The organism is Ruegeria sp. AB11 (assembly GCF_056536325.1).
The window spans coordinates 2,230,428-2,248,442 of sequence record NZ_JBQFJO010000001.1 but is presented as its reverse complement, the minus strand read 5'-3'; the positions used below and the strand labels follow the sequence as shown (position 1 = coordinate 2,248,442).

General features: G+C 55.2%; 17 protein-coding genes. 9 read left to right on the top strand and 8 right to left on the bottom strand.

Annotated features, from left to right (window positions below; all coding sequences use genetic code 11):
* Window positions 1–52 precede the first annotated feature (52 nt).
* On the bottom strand, window positions 53–1,126 hold the full coding sequence (locus ACR3EJ_RS11310; RefSeq protein WP_170540467.1) for a hypothetical protein: 1,074 nt from the start codon (window positions 1,124–1,126) through the stop codon (window positions 53–55).
* Between the two features lie 304 nt (window positions 1,127–1,430).
* Between ACR3EJ_RS11310 and ACR3EJ_RS11305 the strand changes: the two genes are divergently transcribed.
* From ACR3EJ_RS11305 to ACR3EJ_RS11290, 4 genes are all read left to right on the top strand, one after another.
* Window positions 1,431–1,856: a DUF2852 domain-containing protein gene (locus tag ACR3EJ_RS11305; RefSeq protein WP_170540470.1), complete on the top strand. Its 426-nt coding sequence runs from the start codon at window positions 1,431–1,433 to the stop codon at window positions 1,854–1,856.
* A gap of 65 nt (window positions 1,857–1,921) precedes the next feature.
* Window positions 1,922–2,353, top strand: a complete 432-nt coding sequence (locus ACR3EJ_RS11300; RefSeq protein WP_170472140.1) for an RDD family protein — start codon at window positions 1,922–1,924, stop codon at window positions 2,351–2,353.
* A gap of 76 nt (window positions 2,354–2,429) precedes the next feature.
* Window positions 2,430–3,254: an arginyltransferase gene (locus ACR3EJ_RS11295; protein ID WP_170472143.1), complete on the top strand. Its 825-nt coding sequence runs from the start codon at window positions 2,430–2,432 to the stop codon at window positions 3,252–3,254.
* 6 nt (window positions 3,255–3,260) lie between these two features.
* Window positions 3,261–3,650 (top strand): VOC family protein, encoded by a 390-nt coding sequence (locus tag ACR3EJ_RS11290; RefSeq protein ID WP_170540473.1) that lies wholly within the window; start codon window positions 3,261–3,263, stop codon window positions 3,648–3,650.
* Between the two features lie 70 nt (window positions 3,651–3,720).
* Here ACR3EJ_RS11290 and ACR3EJ_RS11285 read toward each other — a convergent pair whose 3' ends face one another.
* The 3 genes from ACR3EJ_RS11285 to ACR3EJ_RS11275 all read right to left on the bottom strand — a co-directional run bounded on the left by ACR3EJ_RS11285 (window position 3,721) and on the right by ACR3EJ_RS11275 (window position 8,221).
* Complete coding sequence (locus ACR3EJ_RS11285) at window positions 3,721–6,075, bottom strand: TRAP transporter large permease subunit (RefSeq protein WP_170540476.1); 2,355 nt, start codon at window positions 6,073–6,075, stop codon at window positions 3,721–3,723.
* A gap of 17 nt (window positions 6,076–6,092) precedes the next feature.
* Window positions 6,093–7,019, bottom strand: a complete 927-nt coding sequence (locus tag ACR3EJ_RS11280) for a TRAP transporter small permease subunit (protein ID WP_170540479.1) — start codon at window positions 7,017–7,019, stop codon at window positions 6,093–6,095.
* Window positions 7,020–7,138: 119 nt separating this feature from the next.
* Entirely contained in the window at window positions 7,139–8,221 is a 1,083-nt protein-coding gene (locus ACR3EJ_RS11275; RefSeq protein ID WP_170473331.1) for a TRAP transporter substrate-binding protein, read from the bottom strand.
* A gap of 247 nt (window positions 8,222–8,468) precedes the next feature.
* Here ACR3EJ_RS11275 and ACR3EJ_RS11270 point away from each other — a divergent pair, with 247 nt between their 5' ends.
* A complete protein-coding gene (locus ACR3EJ_RS11270) occupies window positions 8,469–9,902 on the top strand; it encodes a cache domain-containing protein (RefSeq protein WP_029622026.1) in 1,434 nt (477 codons plus the stop codon).
* Window positions 9,902–10,549: a response regulator transcription factor gene (locus ACR3EJ_RS11265; RefSeq protein WP_010442161.1), complete on the top strand. Its 648-nt coding sequence runs from the start codon at window positions 9,902–9,904 to the stop codon at window positions 10,547–10,549. The genes ACR3EJ_RS11270 and ACR3EJ_RS11265 overlap by 1 nt, the downstream gene beginning before the upstream one ends.
* A gap of 83 nt (window positions 10,550–10,632) precedes the next feature.
* On the opposite strand, the gene ACR3EJ_RS11260 is transcribed toward ACR3EJ_RS11265, so the two are convergent.
* Window positions 10,633–11,013, bottom strand: a complete 381-nt coding sequence (locus tag ACR3EJ_RS11260; RefSeq protein WP_170540482.1) for a bleomycin resistance protein — start codon at window positions 11,011–11,013, stop codon at window positions 10,633–10,635.
* Window positions 11,014–11,064: 51 nt separating this feature from the next.
* A complete protein-coding gene (locus ACR3EJ_RS11255; protein ID WP_170540484.1) occupies window positions 11,065–11,910 on the bottom strand; it encodes a HalD/BesD family halogenase in 846 nt (281 codons plus the stop codon).
* 425 nt (window positions 11,911–12,335) lie between these two features.
* Between ACR3EJ_RS11255 and ACR3EJ_RS11250 the strand changes: the two genes are divergently transcribed.
* The 3 genes from ACR3EJ_RS11250 to ACR3EJ_RS11240 all read left to right on the top strand — a co-directional run bounded on the left by ACR3EJ_RS11250 (window position 12,336) and on the right by ACR3EJ_RS11240 (window position 15,738).
* Complete coding sequence (locus tag ACR3EJ_RS11250) at window positions 12,336–14,087, top strand: acetolactate synthase 3 large subunit (protein WP_170540487.1); 1,752 nt, start codon at window positions 12,336–12,338, stop codon at window positions 14,085–14,087.
* A 67-nt stretch (window positions 14,088–14,154) separates the two neighbouring features.
* A complete protein-coding gene (gene ilvN / locus ACR3EJ_RS11245; protein ID WP_010442156.1) occupies window positions 14,155–14,715 on the top strand; it encodes an acetolactate synthase small subunit in 561 nt (186 codons plus the stop codon).
* Between the two features lie 384 nt (window positions 14,716–15,099).
* Window positions 15,100–15,738, top strand: coding sequence for a helix-turn-helix domain-containing protein (locus ACR3EJ_RS11240; RefSeq protein ID WP_480422940.1), 639 nt, complete (start codon window positions 15,100–15,102; stop codon window positions 15,736–15,738).
* 25 nt (window positions 15,739–15,763) lie between these two features.
* Here ACR3EJ_RS11240 and ACR3EJ_RS11235 read toward each other — a convergent pair whose 3' ends face one another.
* Both ACR3EJ_RS11235 and ACR3EJ_RS11230 read right to left on the bottom strand, forming a co-directional pair.
* Window positions 15,764–16,561 (bottom strand): DUF2189 domain-containing protein, encoded by a 798-nt coding sequence (locus ACR3EJ_RS11235; protein ID WP_010442154.1) that lies wholly within the window; start codon window positions 16,559–16,561, stop codon window positions 15,764–15,766.
* A 29-nt stretch (window positions 16,562–16,590) separates the two neighbouring features.
* The gene (locus tag ACR3EJ_RS11230; protein WP_170540490.1) at window positions 16,591–17,988 is read right to left on the bottom strand and encodes an amidase; all 1,398 of its coding nucleotides are present in this window, start codon (window positions 17,986–17,988) and stop codon (window positions 16,591–16,593) included.
* Window positions 17,989–18,015 lie beyond the last annotated feature (27 nt).

Here is an 18,015-nt window from a genome sequence, read left to right as displayed (position 1 = left end):
ATCAGATACAGCCAAGGCAAACTCTTGGATCGATTAAGCTTTGGCCAATTCGTTATAGCCACAGATCAGGCGGCGGCAAATCGAAATTGTACGGGTTATCAGGCCCCTGCCCGATCTGGTCCCACGCGTCATAATGTCCATCTTCGCGCATCTTCACGAACACCGCCTCAAGCCGATCGTTCAATTGCGCCAACCCATCCCAGGCCTCACCCATGCTGTATTGAAACATGGCTAATTGATCAGCAAGCTGATCTGAAAAGGGAGGAAATTCCAAGCTTTCAAGATCGCGAAACACGATAGGCACATAATCGTAAAACTGAAACTCCCGCGTCTGGGCATTCATATAGTTTATCTGCCCCTCAAACGCGACTTCGGCAAGCAGCTCGTACTGACCATAAGCATTCATTTGAAATTCGATCGAATACTGGAGACTGAATGAAAAATCGGCGATTCCGTTTTGAAACGCCTCTCCTGAAATCGCAAGAACTTCATGATAGCCATAAGACGTTAGGACCGGATCTTCACTTCCAAAGAGCATTTGGGTCTGAAAGCTTTCTTCACGCTCTGCTTCGATGGACAAATGGTAAAACTGAACCGACTGATCCGTATACTGCCCCTCAAATCCAAAGCTTGAATAGGTTTGATAACCTGCCGGCACAAACTGACCATTCTGATGTGCGAACTCAAGTTCGACAATTTGTTCGTGATACAGCTCAGAAATTTGCGTCGTGCTGTTATCGGACGCCATTTGGTATCCCGTCAGCAAAAGACCGAATTCCGCCCCATCAATTCCGGCCCCGTGATAGGCACCAACCTCCGAATAGACAGGCCCACCGCCTCGCTCATGAAGTGTGATGTTGGGCAGATCGTCTTTACCAGTCAGATCATAAGAGTCGAGGTTTCGAAACGGGACCTCATTCTGACCCACTGAGCTTGCGCTGACATCCAGCGAAGTATCTTGCGCAATACATGTCGGATCGGTGGCGATTTCATATCGGAAGAGTTCATCGTGACCCAAGGGCCGATCACCCGCACCGTAAGTGCTTGCAACCAAATGAGGTTCGATCGGCAGTATGAACTCATCCCCCAGCAAAGGCTGCCAACGCGATGTATTCCCAGCAATCATTTTAAGGCCTCCCTACAAATCTAAGCTCAGCATTATGTATGCACATAAACGTGGATCACTGGCGAAGTGGTTGAATATTAAGCGATCTTAATCGGGCGTTAATTCGCATTGCACGCACATACTCGGCTGAAGTACCGGAACAGAAGCGATCGCCACCTCTCTTATATACAAAGGCCTTTTTTGCGAAACGAACCCGTTTCTGAGCTAATGTAAATCTTTTTCACATACACCCCTTGCATTGCCGATCGACCCCTCCCATCTAGGAAATGTGAAGAGAATTTACATCCTAACTGGAGAGAGCAAAATGACCGCATTGTCCGACCACGCCGTTCCCCAAAACCCGGGGTGGCTGCACCGAAGCGAAGCCTGGCTTGACAGCAAGGGCAAAGGCGCCTGGATCGCCGCAATGGTCCTTGGCTTTATCTTCTTCTGGCCGATCGGCCTTGCCTTCCTTGCCTATATGATCTGGAGCAAACGCATGTTCAGCAAATCCTGCAGCCGTCGTTCATCGTGGAACAGTCACATGAGCGCAATGAAACCTTCGGGCAACAGCGCATTTGACGCGTATAAGGCTGACACGCTGGCGCGGCTCGAACGTGAACAGAAGGACTTTGAGGCCTTCCTGCACCGCCTACGCGAAGCCAAGGATAAGGCCGAATTCGACGAGTTCATGGACGAACGCGCCCGCGACAATCGCGACGACGCAGACGATGGCAATAAACCCGTCTGATCTGAACTTGCCCTGTCCCGGCTGTCGGGACAGGGTGTTTCTGACAAACTTCCGGACCGCACTCTATGACTCACCTGCCTGATCCCGATAGACAGCCCGAATTTTATCAATCCGTGGCGACCAAACGCTTCTTTGCTTGGCTGTTCGACATCGCCTTCATCTCGCTGCTGTGTACAGTTGCAATTCTGCTGACCTTTGGCATGGGTTTTTTCATCCTGGCCCTGATCTATGCAGTGGTTAGCTTCGTCTACCGCGTTGTCACTATCGCGAATGGCTCGGCCACGTTGGGGATGCGCTTCATGGGGATCGAGTTGCGTGATGCGTTTGGTGCCCGGATGGATACAGGCAAAGCCATCGCACACACGGCAGGCTATTTCGTTAGCATGGCGTTTCCGGTACTGCAGATCATCTCGGTTATCATGATGATGACCAGCGCCCGTTGTCAGGGCCTTACCGATGCCTTCCTTGGCACCGTGATGATCAATCAACGCGCCTGACTAAACACCTGAGTGAAACACTTGGCGGCACCAAAAACCGTTGCTATCATCGGTCCCGAGGAAATGCGGGACCTTCATGCGACACACGCTGCCAATCGCGCCACAATTCTATGTGACAGCACCCCAACCCTGCCCTTATCTTGAGGGTAGAATGGAGCGCAAACTGTTCACCGCCCTTCAGGGAGAAGGCGCGGACCAGCTGAATAATTGCTTGTCGCAACAAGGATTTCGCCGTTCGCAGAATGTGCTTTATCGTCCGTCCTGCACCGATTGCGCCGCCTGCCTGTCAGCGCGCATCGATGTTTCAAACTTTCGCCTCAGCAAAAGCCAGAAACGGGCCTGTCGGCGCAATTCCTACCTGACTCGGCGTGCCACATCGCCGTGGGCCACGGATGAGCAATTCGACCTATTCCGGCGCTATCTCGATGCTCGCCATGCTGATGGCGGTATGGCCGATATGGATGTGTTTGAATTTGCCGCGATGATCGAGGAAACCCCGATTCGCAGCCGCGTAGTGGAGTATGCCGATCCCGATACAGACGAATTGATCGCAGTCAGTCTGACCGATGTGCTGGATGACGGGTTGAGCATGGTCTACTCATTCTACGATCCACAGTTTCAGCAACACTCTCTGGGTACGTATATGATCCTCGACCATATTGAGATCGCGCGCGAGGCAGGATTGCCTTACATCTATCTGGGATATTGGGTCCCCGGCAGTCCGAAGATGGACTATAAAGCCAAATTTTCGGGGCTTCAGGCCTATATTCGAGGCGAATGGAAGCAGATTGAAGACCCGGAACAATACGCCCAGACAGCGCACCACCCTCTGTCATCGGCCCCCATTGCCGAGCAGGTGGCCAATATCCAACTGCCTGACAGACATCCGACGAAAGGCTAACCTGCAATGAGGCAGAGCCTTCACGCGGTCACTCTTGTAGTGCCGGATTACGATGATGCGATTGCGTTCTACACCAATGTGCTGAGCTTCTCGCTGCTCCAGGATATTGATCTGGGTGGTGGCAAACGCTGGGTGCGCGTCGCGCCTCCGGGATCATCTGGGGGTACGCTTTTGCTTGCCAAAGCTGCAAATGGCGTCCAGCGCTCGTGCATCGGGAACCAGACAGGGGGCCGCGTCGGCTTCTTCCTTGAAACAGATGATTTCAATCGGGACTACGAAAACATGCGCGTCAACGGCGTTCATTTTGAAGAACCGCCTCGCTACGAACCCTACGGTACCGTAGCGGTCTGGCGTGACCCCTTCGGCAATCGCTGGGACCTGATCCAGTTCACCTGATCCCCTTCGCAGTTGCGTAAAGCAAAGGGGGCATCGAAGCCCCCTTTCCCTTGGATATAAATCGCCTCAATCAGCTTGGTATCAGATCGGGCACAATGGTGACGATCGAGGGGAAGAACCACAAGATCGCGATACCCACCACCTGAATGATCACAAACGGTATGATGCCACGATAGATGTGGCCGGTTGTGACCTCTTTGGGCGCAACCCCGCGTAGATAGAACAGCGCAAACCCGAAAGGTGGCGTCAGGAACGAGGTCTGAAGGTTCACCGCAACCATGATCGTCACCCATTTCGGATCGAATGACCCGCCATAGATCACCGGTCCCACGATTGGGATCACGATGTAAATGATCTCAAGGAAATCCAGAACGAAGCCCAGGAAAAACAACACCAGCATCACAATCAGGAAGACTGTGAATTCATTGTCGAAGCTCTTGAGGAATTGCTGGATATAGTGCTCGCCTCCGAACGAGATCACCACCAGGTTCAGCAGTTGCGATCCGATCAGGATGGTAAAGACCATCGAGGTCACCTTAGCCGTCTCGCGCACTACAGGTGTCAGAACCCCGCTCGAGAACAGCACCCAACATGCGAACAACAGCCCGAACAGCGCGTAAAGATAAGCGGAATAGGCAATGATGAAGGCAATCCAGCTTTCGACCGTGACACCGCCCTGATTGATACGCAGATCAAAGTTCACGCCCATCAGCAGCGCAATGATCACTGCAAAGGTCGACCATATGATCACCTTGCCCGACCTACCCTGATCCTGCAGCTTGCGATAGGCCGCCAGCATGATAGCCCCACCCGCCCCCAGTGCCGCTGCGGGCGTGGGGTTGGTGACACCGCCAAGGATCGATCCCAGCACCGCGATGATCAGGACCAGCGGCGGGAACACCACCCTGATCAGATCATTAGTGGCGCATCGTGCGGCCGCCTCTTTGCAGCCATACATGGCAAACACGAAGGGTATCGCCAGCAACAAGAACGTCGCCCCGGACGACGTTGTCGGCGCAATCAGCAGCACATCGACCAGCAGCATCAGCAATAAGCCGATAGCCCCGACGATCAGAGGTTGCGGCGACCGCGATGGAGCAATCCCGCGTCCCAGTACCAACGTGAGCCCCAGCAGAACCACAATAACGGCAACACCGTTTCCTATTGGTGCAGCGGCAGCGATCTTGGCCTCTTGTGCAGCCGCAAGTTCCTCTTCGCTCAGACGTTGGGATTCAGCCGCACCTCCTGCCTCATCGATCGCTTCCTGCTCGGCCACCGCCTGATCCCAGGCGGATTGACCATGCAGTTCGATCATCGAAGCCTGACACTCTTCCGAGACGTTTGTGCGCAGTGATGCGCCCTGCCCGATATCCGAGAATGCCGAGACTGAGACATTCTGGCTTCCGATCACGCCCGCACTGCCCAGCAGTACAGCGCCAACGATCAGAGCAACCGGAGCACCCAGCAGCCAAGTCAGACCTTCTGAGCGCGTGATGGTTTCACCCGAACCGCCCGACAGTTCAACCGCAGGGGCCTTTTCCGGGTTCAACAGTGCATAACCAAAGGCATAGAGCGCATATAGCAGCGCCAGCATGATCCCTGGCAGCAGCGCCGCCTGGAACAAGGTGCCCACCGAAACGACCGCAGGCTCGCCCAGATAGGTCAGCGCATCGGTACACCCGGCCTCGACCGCGCGCGTTTCCTGTGCGGTGGAATAGAGGTCACCCGCCAGCGTCCCCAGCAGAACGATCACGATGGACGGTGGAATGATCTGCCCCAGCGTACCCGAGGCCGCGATCACACCCGTCGCCAGTTCCGGCGAATAGTTGTTCCGCAGCATGGTGGGCAGGGCCAACAAGCCCATGGTCACCACAGTCGCGCCCACGATACCGGTCGAAGCCGCAAGGAATGCACCCACGACCACAATCGAGACCGCAAGGCCACCGGGCAAGGGCCCGAAGACGCGCGCCATCGTGGTCAGCAGGTCGTTTGCGATCTTGGAGCGCTCCAGCGTGATGCCCATCAGGACGAACATCAACACCGCTAGCAGGGTTTCAATCGATTGCCCGGCCAGAACACGTTCGTTCATACGGTTCACGATGAAAGAGACGTTCCGGTCCAGCGCGGTTTCCCAGCCTTGTACAAAGACCGGCTCGGCGATCCTTGGCAAATCCGGGTATCGGAACACGGATATCACGTCAGGTTTGACACCCGAATTCACCACGTCACGGTAGGCTTGCGAACCAGTGTCGATCGCTTGGTGGATCAACAGCCCGGCGCTGTCCAATGCGGCGATGATCCCGAAGGAAATCACCCCGGCCCCGCCGATGGCAAAGGCCACGGGGAAACCCGAAAGGATGCCCCCGAAGAGGCAGAAGAATACGATAATGAGGCCTATCTCGACGCCATCAAGTCCGAATAGCATTGTCTGGTTCTCCGTCCCTAATGCGCGCCTTCGTAGGCTTCTTCACCCTCGCCAAGGCTGTCCTTGTCGAGGTATTTTCCTTCACTTTCCGGCCCTTCCACGTATTCCAGATACGAGCGATACAGGAACGCAATCGCGTGCAGGAACACCATGGCGGCAAAGGCCACCAGCAGGATTTTGAACAGGAAGTAGGCGTTAAACCCGTTCGGGCTGAACCCGATGGTTTCAACGTTCCAGCGCAATGCGCGGGACTTGGCCAGCAGCCGGTCCAGCGTATCACTGGCCGAGGGTTTCGGCACGATCAGGTGCCGCCACATGAAATACCAGCCATACATCCAGGTCAGCACGGCCATGGGCATCATGAACAGAACCGCCCCACACATATCAACGACGCGTTTGGCCTTGTGGCTGATACCTGCATAAATCAGGTCAACGCGGACGTGACCGCCTTGGACGAATGTGTAGGTGCAGCACAGGCAGACAACCATCGCGTTATAAAGTTTAAGTTCTTCGGCGAACCAACTGATATCCATCTGAAAAGGGATGCCCAAACCAAAGGACATATCTGGCCGCGTGAACACCCGCTGCATGAATACGATCACGATCTGCTGGATCACCATCAGCAGTCCCGCCCAGGCAAAGAAACGGCCCGTGGTGTTGGCAAAACCCTCGAGCCCGCGCACCATCCCCCACATAAAGTTCCGGTAGTAGAGCCCTATGGCCGTCAGCACCAGAAACAGCGCGAAGATCACGAAGAAGAACTCGACAGACCCGCCGTAATAGACAAAGCGCATGATCGCTTCTTTGTCCGACCAGTTCAGCCAGAGCTGCGGATGCGTGATGGCGTATCCGAAATTATAGAAGGCTTCGGCAATGTTCTGAATGAACCATGTCAGTCCATTCCACAGGGCGCCGAAGAACGAGATACCGTTTTCGTCCTGCATGTTGTCCCCAGGTCGTATCGGTTGCACGTTTGATTATTGCGGCATGTCCGAACCGCTTATGTGCAACGGGAAAGGCTCCCCCGCCTATACGGGGGAACCGATTGCATTGAGCGGTTTACTTAGCCGCGAACGCGGTCGCGCTGTGCGGTGTAAACACCCGACGACAGGTTGTTCCATGCCGAGGACTCAGCCATCGACGCCATGGCGCTGTCGTGGATGCGCTTGAACAGCTCGTCACCCATGTTCTCGTCCAGAACTTCCTGGCTGGCTGCACCAAATGCGTCCCAAACACTGTCAGGGAATTCCATGACCTTGACGCCACCGGCTTGCAGGCGCGCCAGCGCGGCACCATTATTGGCCAGGAATTGTGCCAGGTTCCACTGGTGGCATTCGGCTGCTGCGATCTCGATGATCTTCTGCTGCGCAGCGGACAGGCTGTCATAAACCTCGCGGTTAGTGGCCAACGACAGACCCGCACCCGGCTCATGGAAGCCCGCAGTGTAGTAGGTCTTGGTGATTTCCTGGAAGCCCGCTTTTTCGTCAGCCCAAGGACCGATCCACTCGGTTCCGTCAATCGCACCGGACGACAGCGCCTGATACACTTCCGAACCCGGAATGTTTTGAACGGATGCGCCTAGTTTACCCAGTGCCTTACCGCCCAGACCCGGCATACGGAATTTCAGGCCGTTAAAGTCTTCGGGGCTGTTGATCTCTTTCGAGTACCAGCCACCTGCCTGCGCGCCAGTATTACCGGCCAGGAAGGATTTCAGGCCGAAGATTTCGCCCAGCTCATCATGCAGCTCCATGCCGCCGGCATGGTAGTACCAGTTTACCAGTTCCTGCGCAGTCATGCCGAACGGAACAGCGGTGAAGAACGCATAGCCCGGGTGCTGACCCACAAAGTAGTAGTCTGCCGCGTGGTACATATCAGCCTGACCGGACGATACCGCGTCAAATACTTCGAAAGCACCAACCAGTTCACCGGCTGCTTTGATTTCAACGTTCAGGTCGCCATCCGACATGGTGGTGATGCTGTCGGCGCAGCGCTGTGCGCTGTCAAATACACCTGCAAGGCCACGGCCCCATGAGGTAACCATGGTCAGCGTGCGCTTGCCCTGCGCGTAGGCGGGCGCTGCCAGCGTGGTGGCTGCAGCGGCCGAGCCGCCCAGTGCTGATGTTTTTAGAAACTTACGACGATCCATATGAGTGATCCTCCCCTTCATATTCATTCCCCGGGTGATGCCGGGTCGATCGTTTCCAGTGCGCGTTAGCCTAGTTCCGCACACATGAATGTGAATACCTACTACTACGTAGCCAGTCAGTTTTTTTTTGGATTTGAGGGCGCAATTCGGGCTGATTTCGCGTGCCCAGCGCTAAATCGCGTTGCCTGAGGTCACTGATCAACCAATCTTTTTGCAATTTCGCTGCGGCTTGCGTATCGATTCGATCATGAGAGGTTTCCGGAATCTCATCTCGCTGACCTACGCGCAGAAATTGTCGCTGGTCGCAGCCATCCCATTGATCGCGGCGGTGGCTGCGATCGCCTTGGTGGTCGCATATGAATCCCGCGCAACCGCTGAAAGCGAGATCCAAGCGCTTGAACGCCGCCTGATCGAAGCCAAGAAGGACGAACTGCGCAACTACGTCACACAAGCGCGCAACGGGTTTGCCTATATCTACGGTCGCGCCTCGCCCGATGACGAGGTGGCAAAGAACCTGGTCACGCAAATCCTGTCGGCGATGATCTACGGCAAAGACGGGTTCTTCTTCGTCTACGATTATGACGGCAACAATCTGGTCAGCCCGCGCCAGACCGAGTTTATCAACCGCAACTGGGTTGGCCTAACGGATAGTGATGGCACGCCCATTGTGGATGAGTTCATAAGCCTCGCCCGCCAAGGCGCAGGATGGCACAGCTTTATGTGGCAAAAACCTTCAACCGGGGAAGAGGCGCAGATGATCGCCTATGTGGTTGGCTTGCAGGATTGGCGCTGGGTCGTCGGCACCGGCGTTTTCATCGACGATATCGTCGCCACCGTGGCCAACGCCCGCGCCGAGGTCGAGGCGCGCGTGCAGCGCACATTCCTTTATATCGGGGGAATCGTTCTTGCAGCCGTACTGATCGTCTTTGCATCCGGAATGTTGCTGAATTTCCGCGAACGCAGGCTGGCTGACGCCAAACTCAAGGAACTGACCCAGCGCGTGCTTGATACCCAAGAGGAAGAGCGCGGGCGCGTTGCCCGTGAATTGCACGATGGCATCAGCCAAATACTGGTCGGCGTCCGTTATGCGCTGGACAATGCCCGTCGACGGTTGGGCCGCGGAGACGACGCAGCCGCGCAAGCTCCGCTGCAAACAGGTATCGATAATCTGGCCACCGCCATCACCGAAGTCCGCCGTATTAGCCGCGATCTGCGCCCCGGCGTTCTGGACGATCTAGGTCTTGGGCCTGCCCTAAAAGCACTAACAGACGACTTCAGCGAACGCACCGGGATCGAGACCGAGTTTTCGACAGTCGTGTTCCGTAACCGGCTGGATCAGGACAGCAAGATCGCCCTTTATAGGATTGCACAGGAAGCCCTGACCAATATCGAGCGCCACTCGGGCGCGACACGTGTTACCATAGATCTGCGGGGTCATAAGAAAGGCGCCACGATGCGGATCACCGACAATGGCCGCGGATTGCGTAGCGAACCCGGTCAAGTCAGCGCCGGGATCGGATTGCGCAACATGCAAGAGCGGATTGAGCAGCTTGACGGCAGCCTGCGTATCCTCTCCTCTCGCGGCGGACAAAGCGGCACTGTGATTGAAGTCAGCCTGCCACTCAGCCATATGCTGCCGCCGCAGGAAGATCCAACGCCAAAACGAAAGGCCGGTCTCTGATGTCCGACACGACCACCCGTGTACTTATAGTCGACGATCATCCCATGGTCGCTGAAGGCATTCAGTCACTACTGGAAAGCTTTGATGAAATAGACGTGGTTGGCACGCTCTCAAACGGGCAAGAGGCGGTTGATCAGGCGACCCAGCTCGAACCAGACGTGATCCTGATGGATCTCAACATGCCCGGCCTCAGCGGGCTCAACGCCACTGAGATTATCTTGGAACGCCTTCCTGAAACCCGCATTCTGATCCTATCAATGCACGACAGTCCCGAATATATCTCGACGGCGCTCAGTCACGGAGCCAAGGGCTATATCCTCAAGGACGTTCCGACCGAAGAAATCAAGCAAGCTATCGACGCGGTGATGCGTGGCGAGCGCTATCTCTGCACCGGTGCCAGAGGTTCTTTGGAACCGAAAGAGGGTGACACGCGTGAAGCGCTAACCGGGCGCGAACAGACCATCTTGCTGGAGCTCGCGCAGGGTAAATCTAACAAAGAAGTCGCGCAGTCTCTGGATATTTCTGTCCGCACGGTCGAAACCCACCGTAAGAATATCAAACGTAAACTGGGGATCTCTTCGACTGCCGGTCTGACCCGCTATGCGCTGGAACACGGCGTTCTGCAGGGCACCAGCCCGGGGCTCTGACCGCAGCGCTATACGCGCTGCCCGACCCAACCGGAAAAGGCGCGCTGAATGGCGCGTTGATAACGGGCGGGAGCTTTGTCCGGTTACCTGGGGCGAATGTCCTGACCAAAGAAGATCAGCGTTCCATCTTCGTCGATCACATGAAATTCGCGCTGTTGATAGGGCTGATCGAAAGGCGGGCGCACGCGGCCTTCTGGCAATTCGGCCAGCCGCCCTTTCATCTCTTCATAAAGCTCATCAATTCCGTCGACATCAATATAGAAGGATTGGTTATCACCCAATGGTTTACCATCCGATCGCGGCGGGCATTCCAATAAACGAATGGCAACTTGATCCAACCTTAGAAACGCATAGTTCTCCTGCCTGAAATTGCACGTAAATCGCAGCTTCTTGCAATAAAACTCAATCTGCGCTTCCAAAGACGAACAAAGAACAAATGGTGTGAGTTGCAGTATTTGCGACATTAATGGTTTCTCCGCAGATAATATAGTGGCCAGTCTAGCCTCTCGCTTAACTCAATCCAGCAATTCGTCATCCCGAAGCCCAGCACGCGCGTAATGATGGGGCAAAACCCGACCATAAAGTTGCCGTGTACGCTCAACCCCGCCGCACATCCCTTCAGTTTCTACAAATGAAAAAATTCCGACATAGCGTTTGCGATCACCTTCGACCGGAGCAACCCGGTGCAAGGCATAACGCCCTTTGAAAATCTGCAGGTCTCCTGGTTGCAGTTCCAGTTGGTGCACACCCCTCCTGCTGCCATCTAAAATCGCAGCGACGCCTTTGAAATTTTCGTCTTCACCGGTTCGTAGGTTGGGTGCGTATTCGAACGCGCCGCCTGCTTCGCCATTCTGAATTGCTAGCGTCACAGTGTAATTATTGGTGTCGAAGTGCCACGGGAAGCCGCCTCCCTTCTCGACAACATTGATGATCACGTCCGCCAACGGATCGTCATATCTAAAGAACCGATCCTCTGGCTCGTTCAGCGCCTCGCGGATGAAGGGCATGAAACCTTCATACTCATAAATACGCCGCAAAGGGCTTGTGGCTATAAAATTATCCGCAGGCACAAAGGCATTGGACCGGTCGAAAAACCGTCGGATCGGATGCCCGATACCAAAGCTCGGGTCGTCCTGAGTGAAATAGGCGTTCGTGCGATTGAATGACCGATGCGCCTTGGGAGCGACCTCGTCGGCCTCGGCAATCAGTCTTTCCAATCCCTCTTCATGCACAAAGGACGGCAGGACTGCACATCCATCAGCATCCAGATCCCGCCGCAGGTCCGCGATCAACTGCCTATATCCATAGGAGTCAGGCCGATCGATCGGATATCGCCCTAAATCTACAAGATCGTGCAACATGTCTGACCTCCCGATGTAGTGCTGTTTTCATCAGCCTGCCTCAGCATCGGGGGTTGCTCTGGTCTGTTTCAGACATGGACCTGACGCAATCAGACCAGCCTAACGCAAGGTCATGCACTCAAAATTTCACCCAAATTTCACGGATGTTTCTCGAGCTGCGTCATTTTGCGCAATAAAGTAACAAAAAATATGAACACTGACTTACAATATTTTTGTATTTGCCTGTTGACGCCCCTTCCCCTCAAACATAATGTCCCTGCACGCAAAGAAGGAGCCTCTGGCGATGAAAGCGCTAGTCGTAATCGTAGGAAACACGCGCATGGGCCGGTAACGGTAAACCATAATCGAACCCATGCGCCTCCGAAAATCTCGGGGGCTTTTTTTTGGCAACACGCAAGACACATGTCGCGAACGGAGCAAAGCAGATGACACGTGAGATGACCGGCGCAAAGATGGTAGTTCAGGCCCTCAAGGATCAGGGCGTGGACACAGTTTTCGGATACCCCGGTGGCGCCGTCCTACCGATCTATGATGAGATTTTTCTGCAAAACGACATTCGCCACATTCTGGTACGGCATGAGCAGGGTGCGGTACATGCCGCTGAAGGCTATGCCCGCTCAACCGGCAAGCCGGGCGTTGCCTTGGTCACATCCGGTCCCGGTGCGACAAATGCGGTGACCGGCCTGACCGATGCGTTGCTGGATTCGATTCCGATCGTTGTTCTGACCGGTCAGGTTCCGACCTTTATGATTGGCTCTGATGCCTTTCAGGAAGCGGACACCGTAGGCATCACCCGCCCCTGCACCAAGCACAACTGGCTGGTGAAGGATACGGACTCGCTGGCGGCAACAATGCATGAAGCCTTCCACGTGGCAACCGCGGGTCGTCCCGGCCCCGTGCTGGTCGACATTCCGAAAGACGTTCAGTTTGCCTCGGGTGAATACACGACGCCAAAACCGTCAACCTCCCACTATCAGCCAGTATTGAAGGGCGATCTGGAAGAAATCACTGAACTGGTTGCGGCAATTGAGACCGCGAAGAAACCGGTCTTCTACACTGGCGGCGGTGTCATCAATTCGGGCCCTGCAGCCAGCCAGCTGTTGCGCGAGCTTGTAGACGCAACCGGCTTCCCGATCACCTCGACCCTGATGGGGCTTGGGGCTTATCCGGCCTCGGGTGAAAACTGGATCGGTATGCTGGGGATGCATGGGCTCTACGAGGCCAACATGGCGATGCATGATTGCGATCTGATGATCAATATCGGCGCGCGCTTTGACGACCGTATCACCGGCCGTATCGATGCGTTCTCGCCAAATTCGACCAAGGCTCATGTGGATATCGACCCATCCTCGATCAACAAGGTTATTCGTGTGGACATCCCAATCGTTGGCGATGTTGCCCATGTGCTTGAGGATATTCTGAAAGTCTGGAAGGCACGCGGTCGCAAAACAGATGCCGCCAATATCAAACAGTGGCAGGAACAGATCAACGAGTGGCGCAAAGTTAACTGCCTTGCCTTCACCAACAGCGAGAAAACCATCAAGCCGCAATACGCGCTGCAACGGCTTGAAGAGCTGACAAAGAACCACGATCGATACGTCACGACTGAGGTTGGACAACACCAGATGTGGGCGGCTCAGTATCTCGGCTTTGAAGATCCAAACCGCTGGATGACATCGGGTGGTCTGGGCACAATGGGCTATGGTTTCCCCGCCTCGATCGGTGTGCAGATGGCGCATCCCGATGCGCTGGTCATCAACGTGGCAGGTGAAGCGTCGTGGTTGATGAACATGCAGGAAATGGGCACCGCAGCACAGTACCGCTTGCCGGTGAAGCAGTTTATCCTGAACAATGAACGCCTTGGCATGGTGCGCCAATGGCAGGAGCTGCTGCATGGCGAACGCTATTCGCACAGCTGGTCCGAAGCACTGCCTGATTTCGTCAAACTCGCCGAGGCCTTTGGTGCCAAAGGTATCCTGTGTTCCGACCCAGCTGATCTGGACGACGCGATCATGGAGATGATCAACTATGACGGCCCTGTGATCTTTGACTGCGTAGTCGAAAAGCACGAAAACTGCTTCCCGATGATCCCATCAGGCAAAGCCCATAACGAAATGCTGCTGGGCGAGGCCGAAACGCAGGGCGTAATCGATAGCAAAGGCTCGGTACTGGTTTAACAAAATTCGACGAATTTTGTCGGGCGCTTCGGTGCCCGGCCATCGAAAGATGATGAAAGGGACGTAAATGTCTGCCCTACAAATCAAAAAAGGCGCAACTCGCCATTCTGCTTACAACCTACGCCCAACTTTCTCGGACGTTCAGGAACAGCATACAATTGCTGTTCTGGTTGAAAACGAACCAGGCGTTCTGGCGCGGGTGATCGGACTGTTCTCGGGCCGCGGCTATAACATCGAAAGCCTCACGGTCGCCGAAGTGGATCATACAGGCCACCTGAGCCGCATCACTATTGTTACCACCGGCACCCCGCAGGTCATCGAACAGATCAAAGCGCAGCTCGGACGCATCGTCTCGGTTCGCGATGTCCATGATCTGACCGTTGAAGGCGCCTCGGTCGAGCGCGAGCTGGCGATCATCAAGGTTGTCGGCGAAGGAGACAAACGGGTCGAGGCGTTGCGTCTGGCCGATATTTTCCGAGCCAATGTGGTCGATAGCACGCTGAATTCATTCATTTTTGAAATCACCGGCGCGCCAGACAAGATCGATGCGTTTGCTGACCTGATGCGCCCTCTAGGGCTAATCGAAATCGCCCGGACCGGTGTTGCTGCCCTGCTGCGTGGCGACTGACATTTTTGGCACCATCCTCGGCTGTGCTTGCCCAGCCGAGGACCTGACAACGCAATAAGTTTAAACAATAATCCGAAATTAGTCCGCATTCCACGCAGTTCACGAACAATAGTTCGTAAAAGATCATGCAAATAAACTCAATCGCTATTGATTTTGCATGACGTGACGTTAGCCTGAGCCGCGTAGCGGGGCCTCATCCGACGCCCCCATTTGTCATTTTTACGATTTCTGACTGACGTGCAGCCACTGTGTTGACGTCATCTTGTTATTTCGAATCTCAAGCAGAACCGTGGAATTGACGTGACCGACACCAATCGCAGCCCTGCTAAATTACGTAGAATGTTTGGCGCGAACCTTCGGCAGCTTGCACAAAGATACCCATCGGTGTCTGAGCTATGCCGCCAGCTGGGAATCAATCGAACGCAGTTCAACCGATATCTGGCCGGTGAGAGCTTTCCGCGCCCGGATATCTTGGATAGGATTTGTCAGTTTTTTGATGTCGATGCGCGTATCCTTCTAAAACCACTGGATGAAATCGAGCCCCACGCCACGCATCCGGCGGTAAATGTCATCGATCGTTACCTCTCGGCTAACGTCGATACGACGTTTGCGACCGGCTTTTATCAAGCCATTGAGCGTGACCAGACAGCCGCGAGCCAACCTCATCACCGGCTGTACCATGTGCGTGAGATCTTCAATTGCACCCTGCTACGTGGTTATGACCCCTATTCCCCGCTATCCGAGAGACCCGCCACGCGTGAGGTTCGGGGTATCGTGTCTTATGCAGATGGAAAGATCTGCGCGTTGATTTCACGAAAAGGCGCGCAAGATCGTCGAATGATGGTTCTGTCTGAGACAAGCGAAGAGAACGGCACCCGATTGTTGGGCTATGTCTATCGGCTGGCAGAAGGATCCGAGCTAGGCCAGAGCACCCAACGGGTTGAGCTACGGCACTTGGGACATGACCTGTCTGCTGCGTTGAAATTGGCGCGCAAAGCAAAGCGCTCAGCGCACCCGCGCTAGGGCACTCTGACCTGAGATTGCGCGTTCAGGCACTCTCAGGTTCAGCAGTTTCTGATGTTCCACCATCTGAGATCAAACGATAGAGATGCCAGCTTGCGTGTCCAAGCAACGGCAGAACCAGAAACAGACCCAAGAACCAGGGCACCATCGCGAGAAATGTAACAATCGCGATGAAACCACCCCACCCCAGCATCACTTTCATGTTCGCCTTGACGTAACCAAAGCTTGAGATCATCGCTGTCACGAAGTCTAATTCGCGATCCAGCAACATTGGTATCGATAGTACCGTGATCATGTACAAAATGATCGCAAACACGGCACCGACCAATGTGCCCAAAGCTAACATGCCCAAACCATTGGGGGTCAGAAAGACTTCAAACGAAGTCGAGATGTTGGTCATCGTCGACAGCCCCATGAACAGGGCAAAGATCATGTGACCCAGAAAGAACCAGAACAGAAATATCACCACTATGATCGCGCAAATCGACGGCAGTTGCCTGCGGCTTTGCTGAACGACGACGCCGAATATCGCAGCAGGGTTCAACGGTTCGCCCTGCTCCAATCGGTGCGACACCTCGTACAGTCCTACGGCGGCGAACGGCCCGATCAAAGGAAACCCGATTGCGGCCAGAACCAGCCAGAATGATGTACCGGTCTTTAGTGTAACCCAGGCCATGAGCCACCCGGCCAAGACGTAAAAACCAGCAAAAAGAAGCCCGTATAGCGGCGCGCTGCGAAAATCTTGCCAGGCGCGACGCAGCGCTTGTTTCAGCATCGCAGTATCGACCGGTTTCAACGTCGGCACACCAAAGGGTTTATTCATTCCTGTTTGCTCCTCCCAGGCGTTTCTTTCTACATGGCGGGTCGTTTCTGTGGCCAGTGCGTTTCTGCGTGATAAGCGGCGCCCATCGACAAGATTTTCGCATCCGATCCACGCGGGCCAAATAGTTGCAGCCCCATCGGCAACCCATTGGCCCCAAACCCGGCTGGAGCTCCCAAACAGGGTAGACCCAGCAGGCTGACTGGCGTCACAACCTGCATCCAGCGATGGTAGGTATCCAGCCGCTGCCCTTCGATTTTGGTTGGGTATGGTGTTTCGATCTCGAATGGCCAGACCTGCGCAGCTGGCAATACGAGAGCGTCATAATCAGCAAATATCTCTGCCGCGCGTCTGTGCCAGTCTGATCGAATAACACTGGCGCGGTGCACATCCATTGCGCTGAAAGACAGCCCACGCTCCAACTCCCATTGCGCTGTATCTTTGAGTACGGCTTTATCCCGCGCCAGAGGCTCAAGCCTAGTTGCCACGCTCCACGAGCGCAATGTGATCCAGCTGTCCCAGATCAGGTCCGCATCAAAGGGTGGTTCAAGCGTCTCAACCCGCGCGCCGTTTCGTTCGAAACCCCGCAACGCATCTCTGCAAAGCTCAAGTATGCCCGGCTCATATGGAAACGCCCCGCCCCAGTCACCCAGCCAGCCGATACGCATTCCAGTCAGATCGGCGGTCTGAATGGGGGACACTGCCGCAACCTCAGCGCTCAGGGGCATTCTTGGGTCTGGACCAGACATCACGTCGAGCAAAAACCCGATATCTTCGGGGCTGCGCGCCATCGGTCCCAATGTTGAAAGCTGGTGCAGATAGCTGTCGCCAGCTGGTTCGGAAGGAACCCGCCCCCAAGTAGGCCTGAACCCATAGACGTTGTTCCATGCCGCAGGGTTGCGCAAGCTGCCCATCATGTCGGACCCGTCGGCCAGCGACAGCATGCCCGTCGCCAACGCCACAGCCGCGCCACCCGACGAGCCGCCACAAGATTTTGCCGTATCGTAAGGGTTGCGGGTTGCGCCATAGACGGGGTTGAACGTGTGCGAGCCAAGTCCGAATTCCGGCGTATTGGTCTTACCGATCAGGATCGCTCCGGCTGCGCGCAACCGGGCGGCCAACAGATCGTCAGTTTGTGGGACATGATCCTTGAACAATGGCGAACCCTGGGTCGAGGCGATCCCCGCCACATTCACCAGGTCTTTCACCGCAATCGGTAACCCGTGCAGAGACCCACGCGTGAGGGCCGCATCCGCCGCCCGCGCCTCTTCCATCAAAGCGTCTTCCTCTCGGAGCGCGACAATCGCGTTCACCGGGCCATTCACCTCAGCAATACGGTCCAGTGTCGCGCGCATCAACTCAACTGCTGAAAGCTGACGGTTGGACAAGCTATCGAGAATGTCCTTTGCAGAGGCTCTGTTCAGATCCATGTGGGTTGGCCCTTTGCCTGTTCCCGA

What these genes read in the sequence shown, in the direction of transcription:
- ACR3EJ_RS11235 (WP_010442154.1), bottom strand. Translation starts at nt 16,561, where the DNA reads ATGAATAAACCCTTTGGTGTGCCGACGTTGAAACCGGTCGATACTGCG.
- ACR3EJ_RS11260 (WP_170540482.1), bottom strand. Translation starts at nt 11,013, where the DNA reads ATGTCGCAAATACTGCAACTCACACCATTTGTTCTTTGTTCGTCTTTG.
- ACR3EJ_RS11300 (WP_170472140.1), top strand. Translation starts at nt 1,922, where the DNA reads ATGACTCACCTGCCTGATCCCGATAGACAGCCCGAATTTTATCAATCC.
- ACR3EJ_RS11250 (WP_170540487.1), top strand. Translation starts at nt 12,336, where the DNA reads ATGACACGTGAGATGACCGGCGCAAAGATGGTAGTTCAGGCCCTCAAG.
- ACR3EJ_RS11295 (WP_170472143.1), top strand. Translation starts at nt 2,430, where the DNA reads ATGCGACACACGCTGCCAATCGCGCCACAATTCTATGTGACAGCACCC.
- ACR3EJ_RS11270 (WP_029622026.1), top strand. Translation starts at nt 8,469, where the DNA reads ATGAGAGGTTTCCGGAATCTCATCTCGCTGACCTACGCGCAGAAATTG.
- ACR3EJ_RS11290 (WP_170540473.1), top strand. Translation starts at nt 3,261, where the DNA reads ATGAGGCAGAGCCTTCACGCGGTCACTCTTGTAGTGCCGGATTACGAT.
- ACR3EJ_RS11280 (WP_170540479.1), bottom strand. Translation starts at nt 7,019, where the DNA reads ATGCAGGACGAAAACGGTATCTCGTTCTTCGGCGCCCTGTGGAATGGA.
- ilvN (WP_010442156.1), top strand. Translation starts at nt 14,155, where the DNA reads ATGTCTGCCCTACAAATCAAAAAAGGCGCAACTCGCCATTCTGCTTAC.
- ACR3EJ_RS11255 (WP_170540484.1), bottom strand. Translation starts at nt 11,910, where the DNA reads ATGTTGCACGATCTTGTAGATTTAGGGCGATATCCGATCGATCGGCCT.
- ACR3EJ_RS11305 (WP_170540470.1), top strand. Translation starts at nt 1,431, where the DNA reads ATGACCGCATTGTCCGACCACGCCGTTCCCCAAAACCCGGGGTGGCTG.
- ACR3EJ_RS11310 (WP_170540467.1), bottom strand. Translation starts at nt 1,126, where the DNA reads ATGATTGCTGGGAATACATCGCGTTGGCAGCCTTTGCTGGGGGATGAG.
- ACR3EJ_RS11230 (WP_170540490.1), bottom strand. Translation starts at nt 17,988, where the DNA reads ATGGATCTGAACAGAGCCTCTGCAAAGGACATTCTCGATAGCTTGTCC.
- ACR3EJ_RS11275 (WP_170473331.1), bottom strand. Translation starts at nt 8,221, where the DNA reads ATGGATCGTCGTAAGTTTCTAAAAACATCAGCACTGGGCGGCTCGGCC.
- ACR3EJ_RS11285 (WP_170540476.1), bottom strand. Translation starts at nt 6,075, where the DNA reads ATGCTATTCGGACTTGATGGCGTCGAGATAGGCCTCATTATCGTATTC.
- ACR3EJ_RS11265 (WP_010442161.1), top strand. Translation starts at nt 9,902, where the DNA reads ATGTCCGACACGACCACCCGTGTACTTATAGTCGACGATCATCCCATG.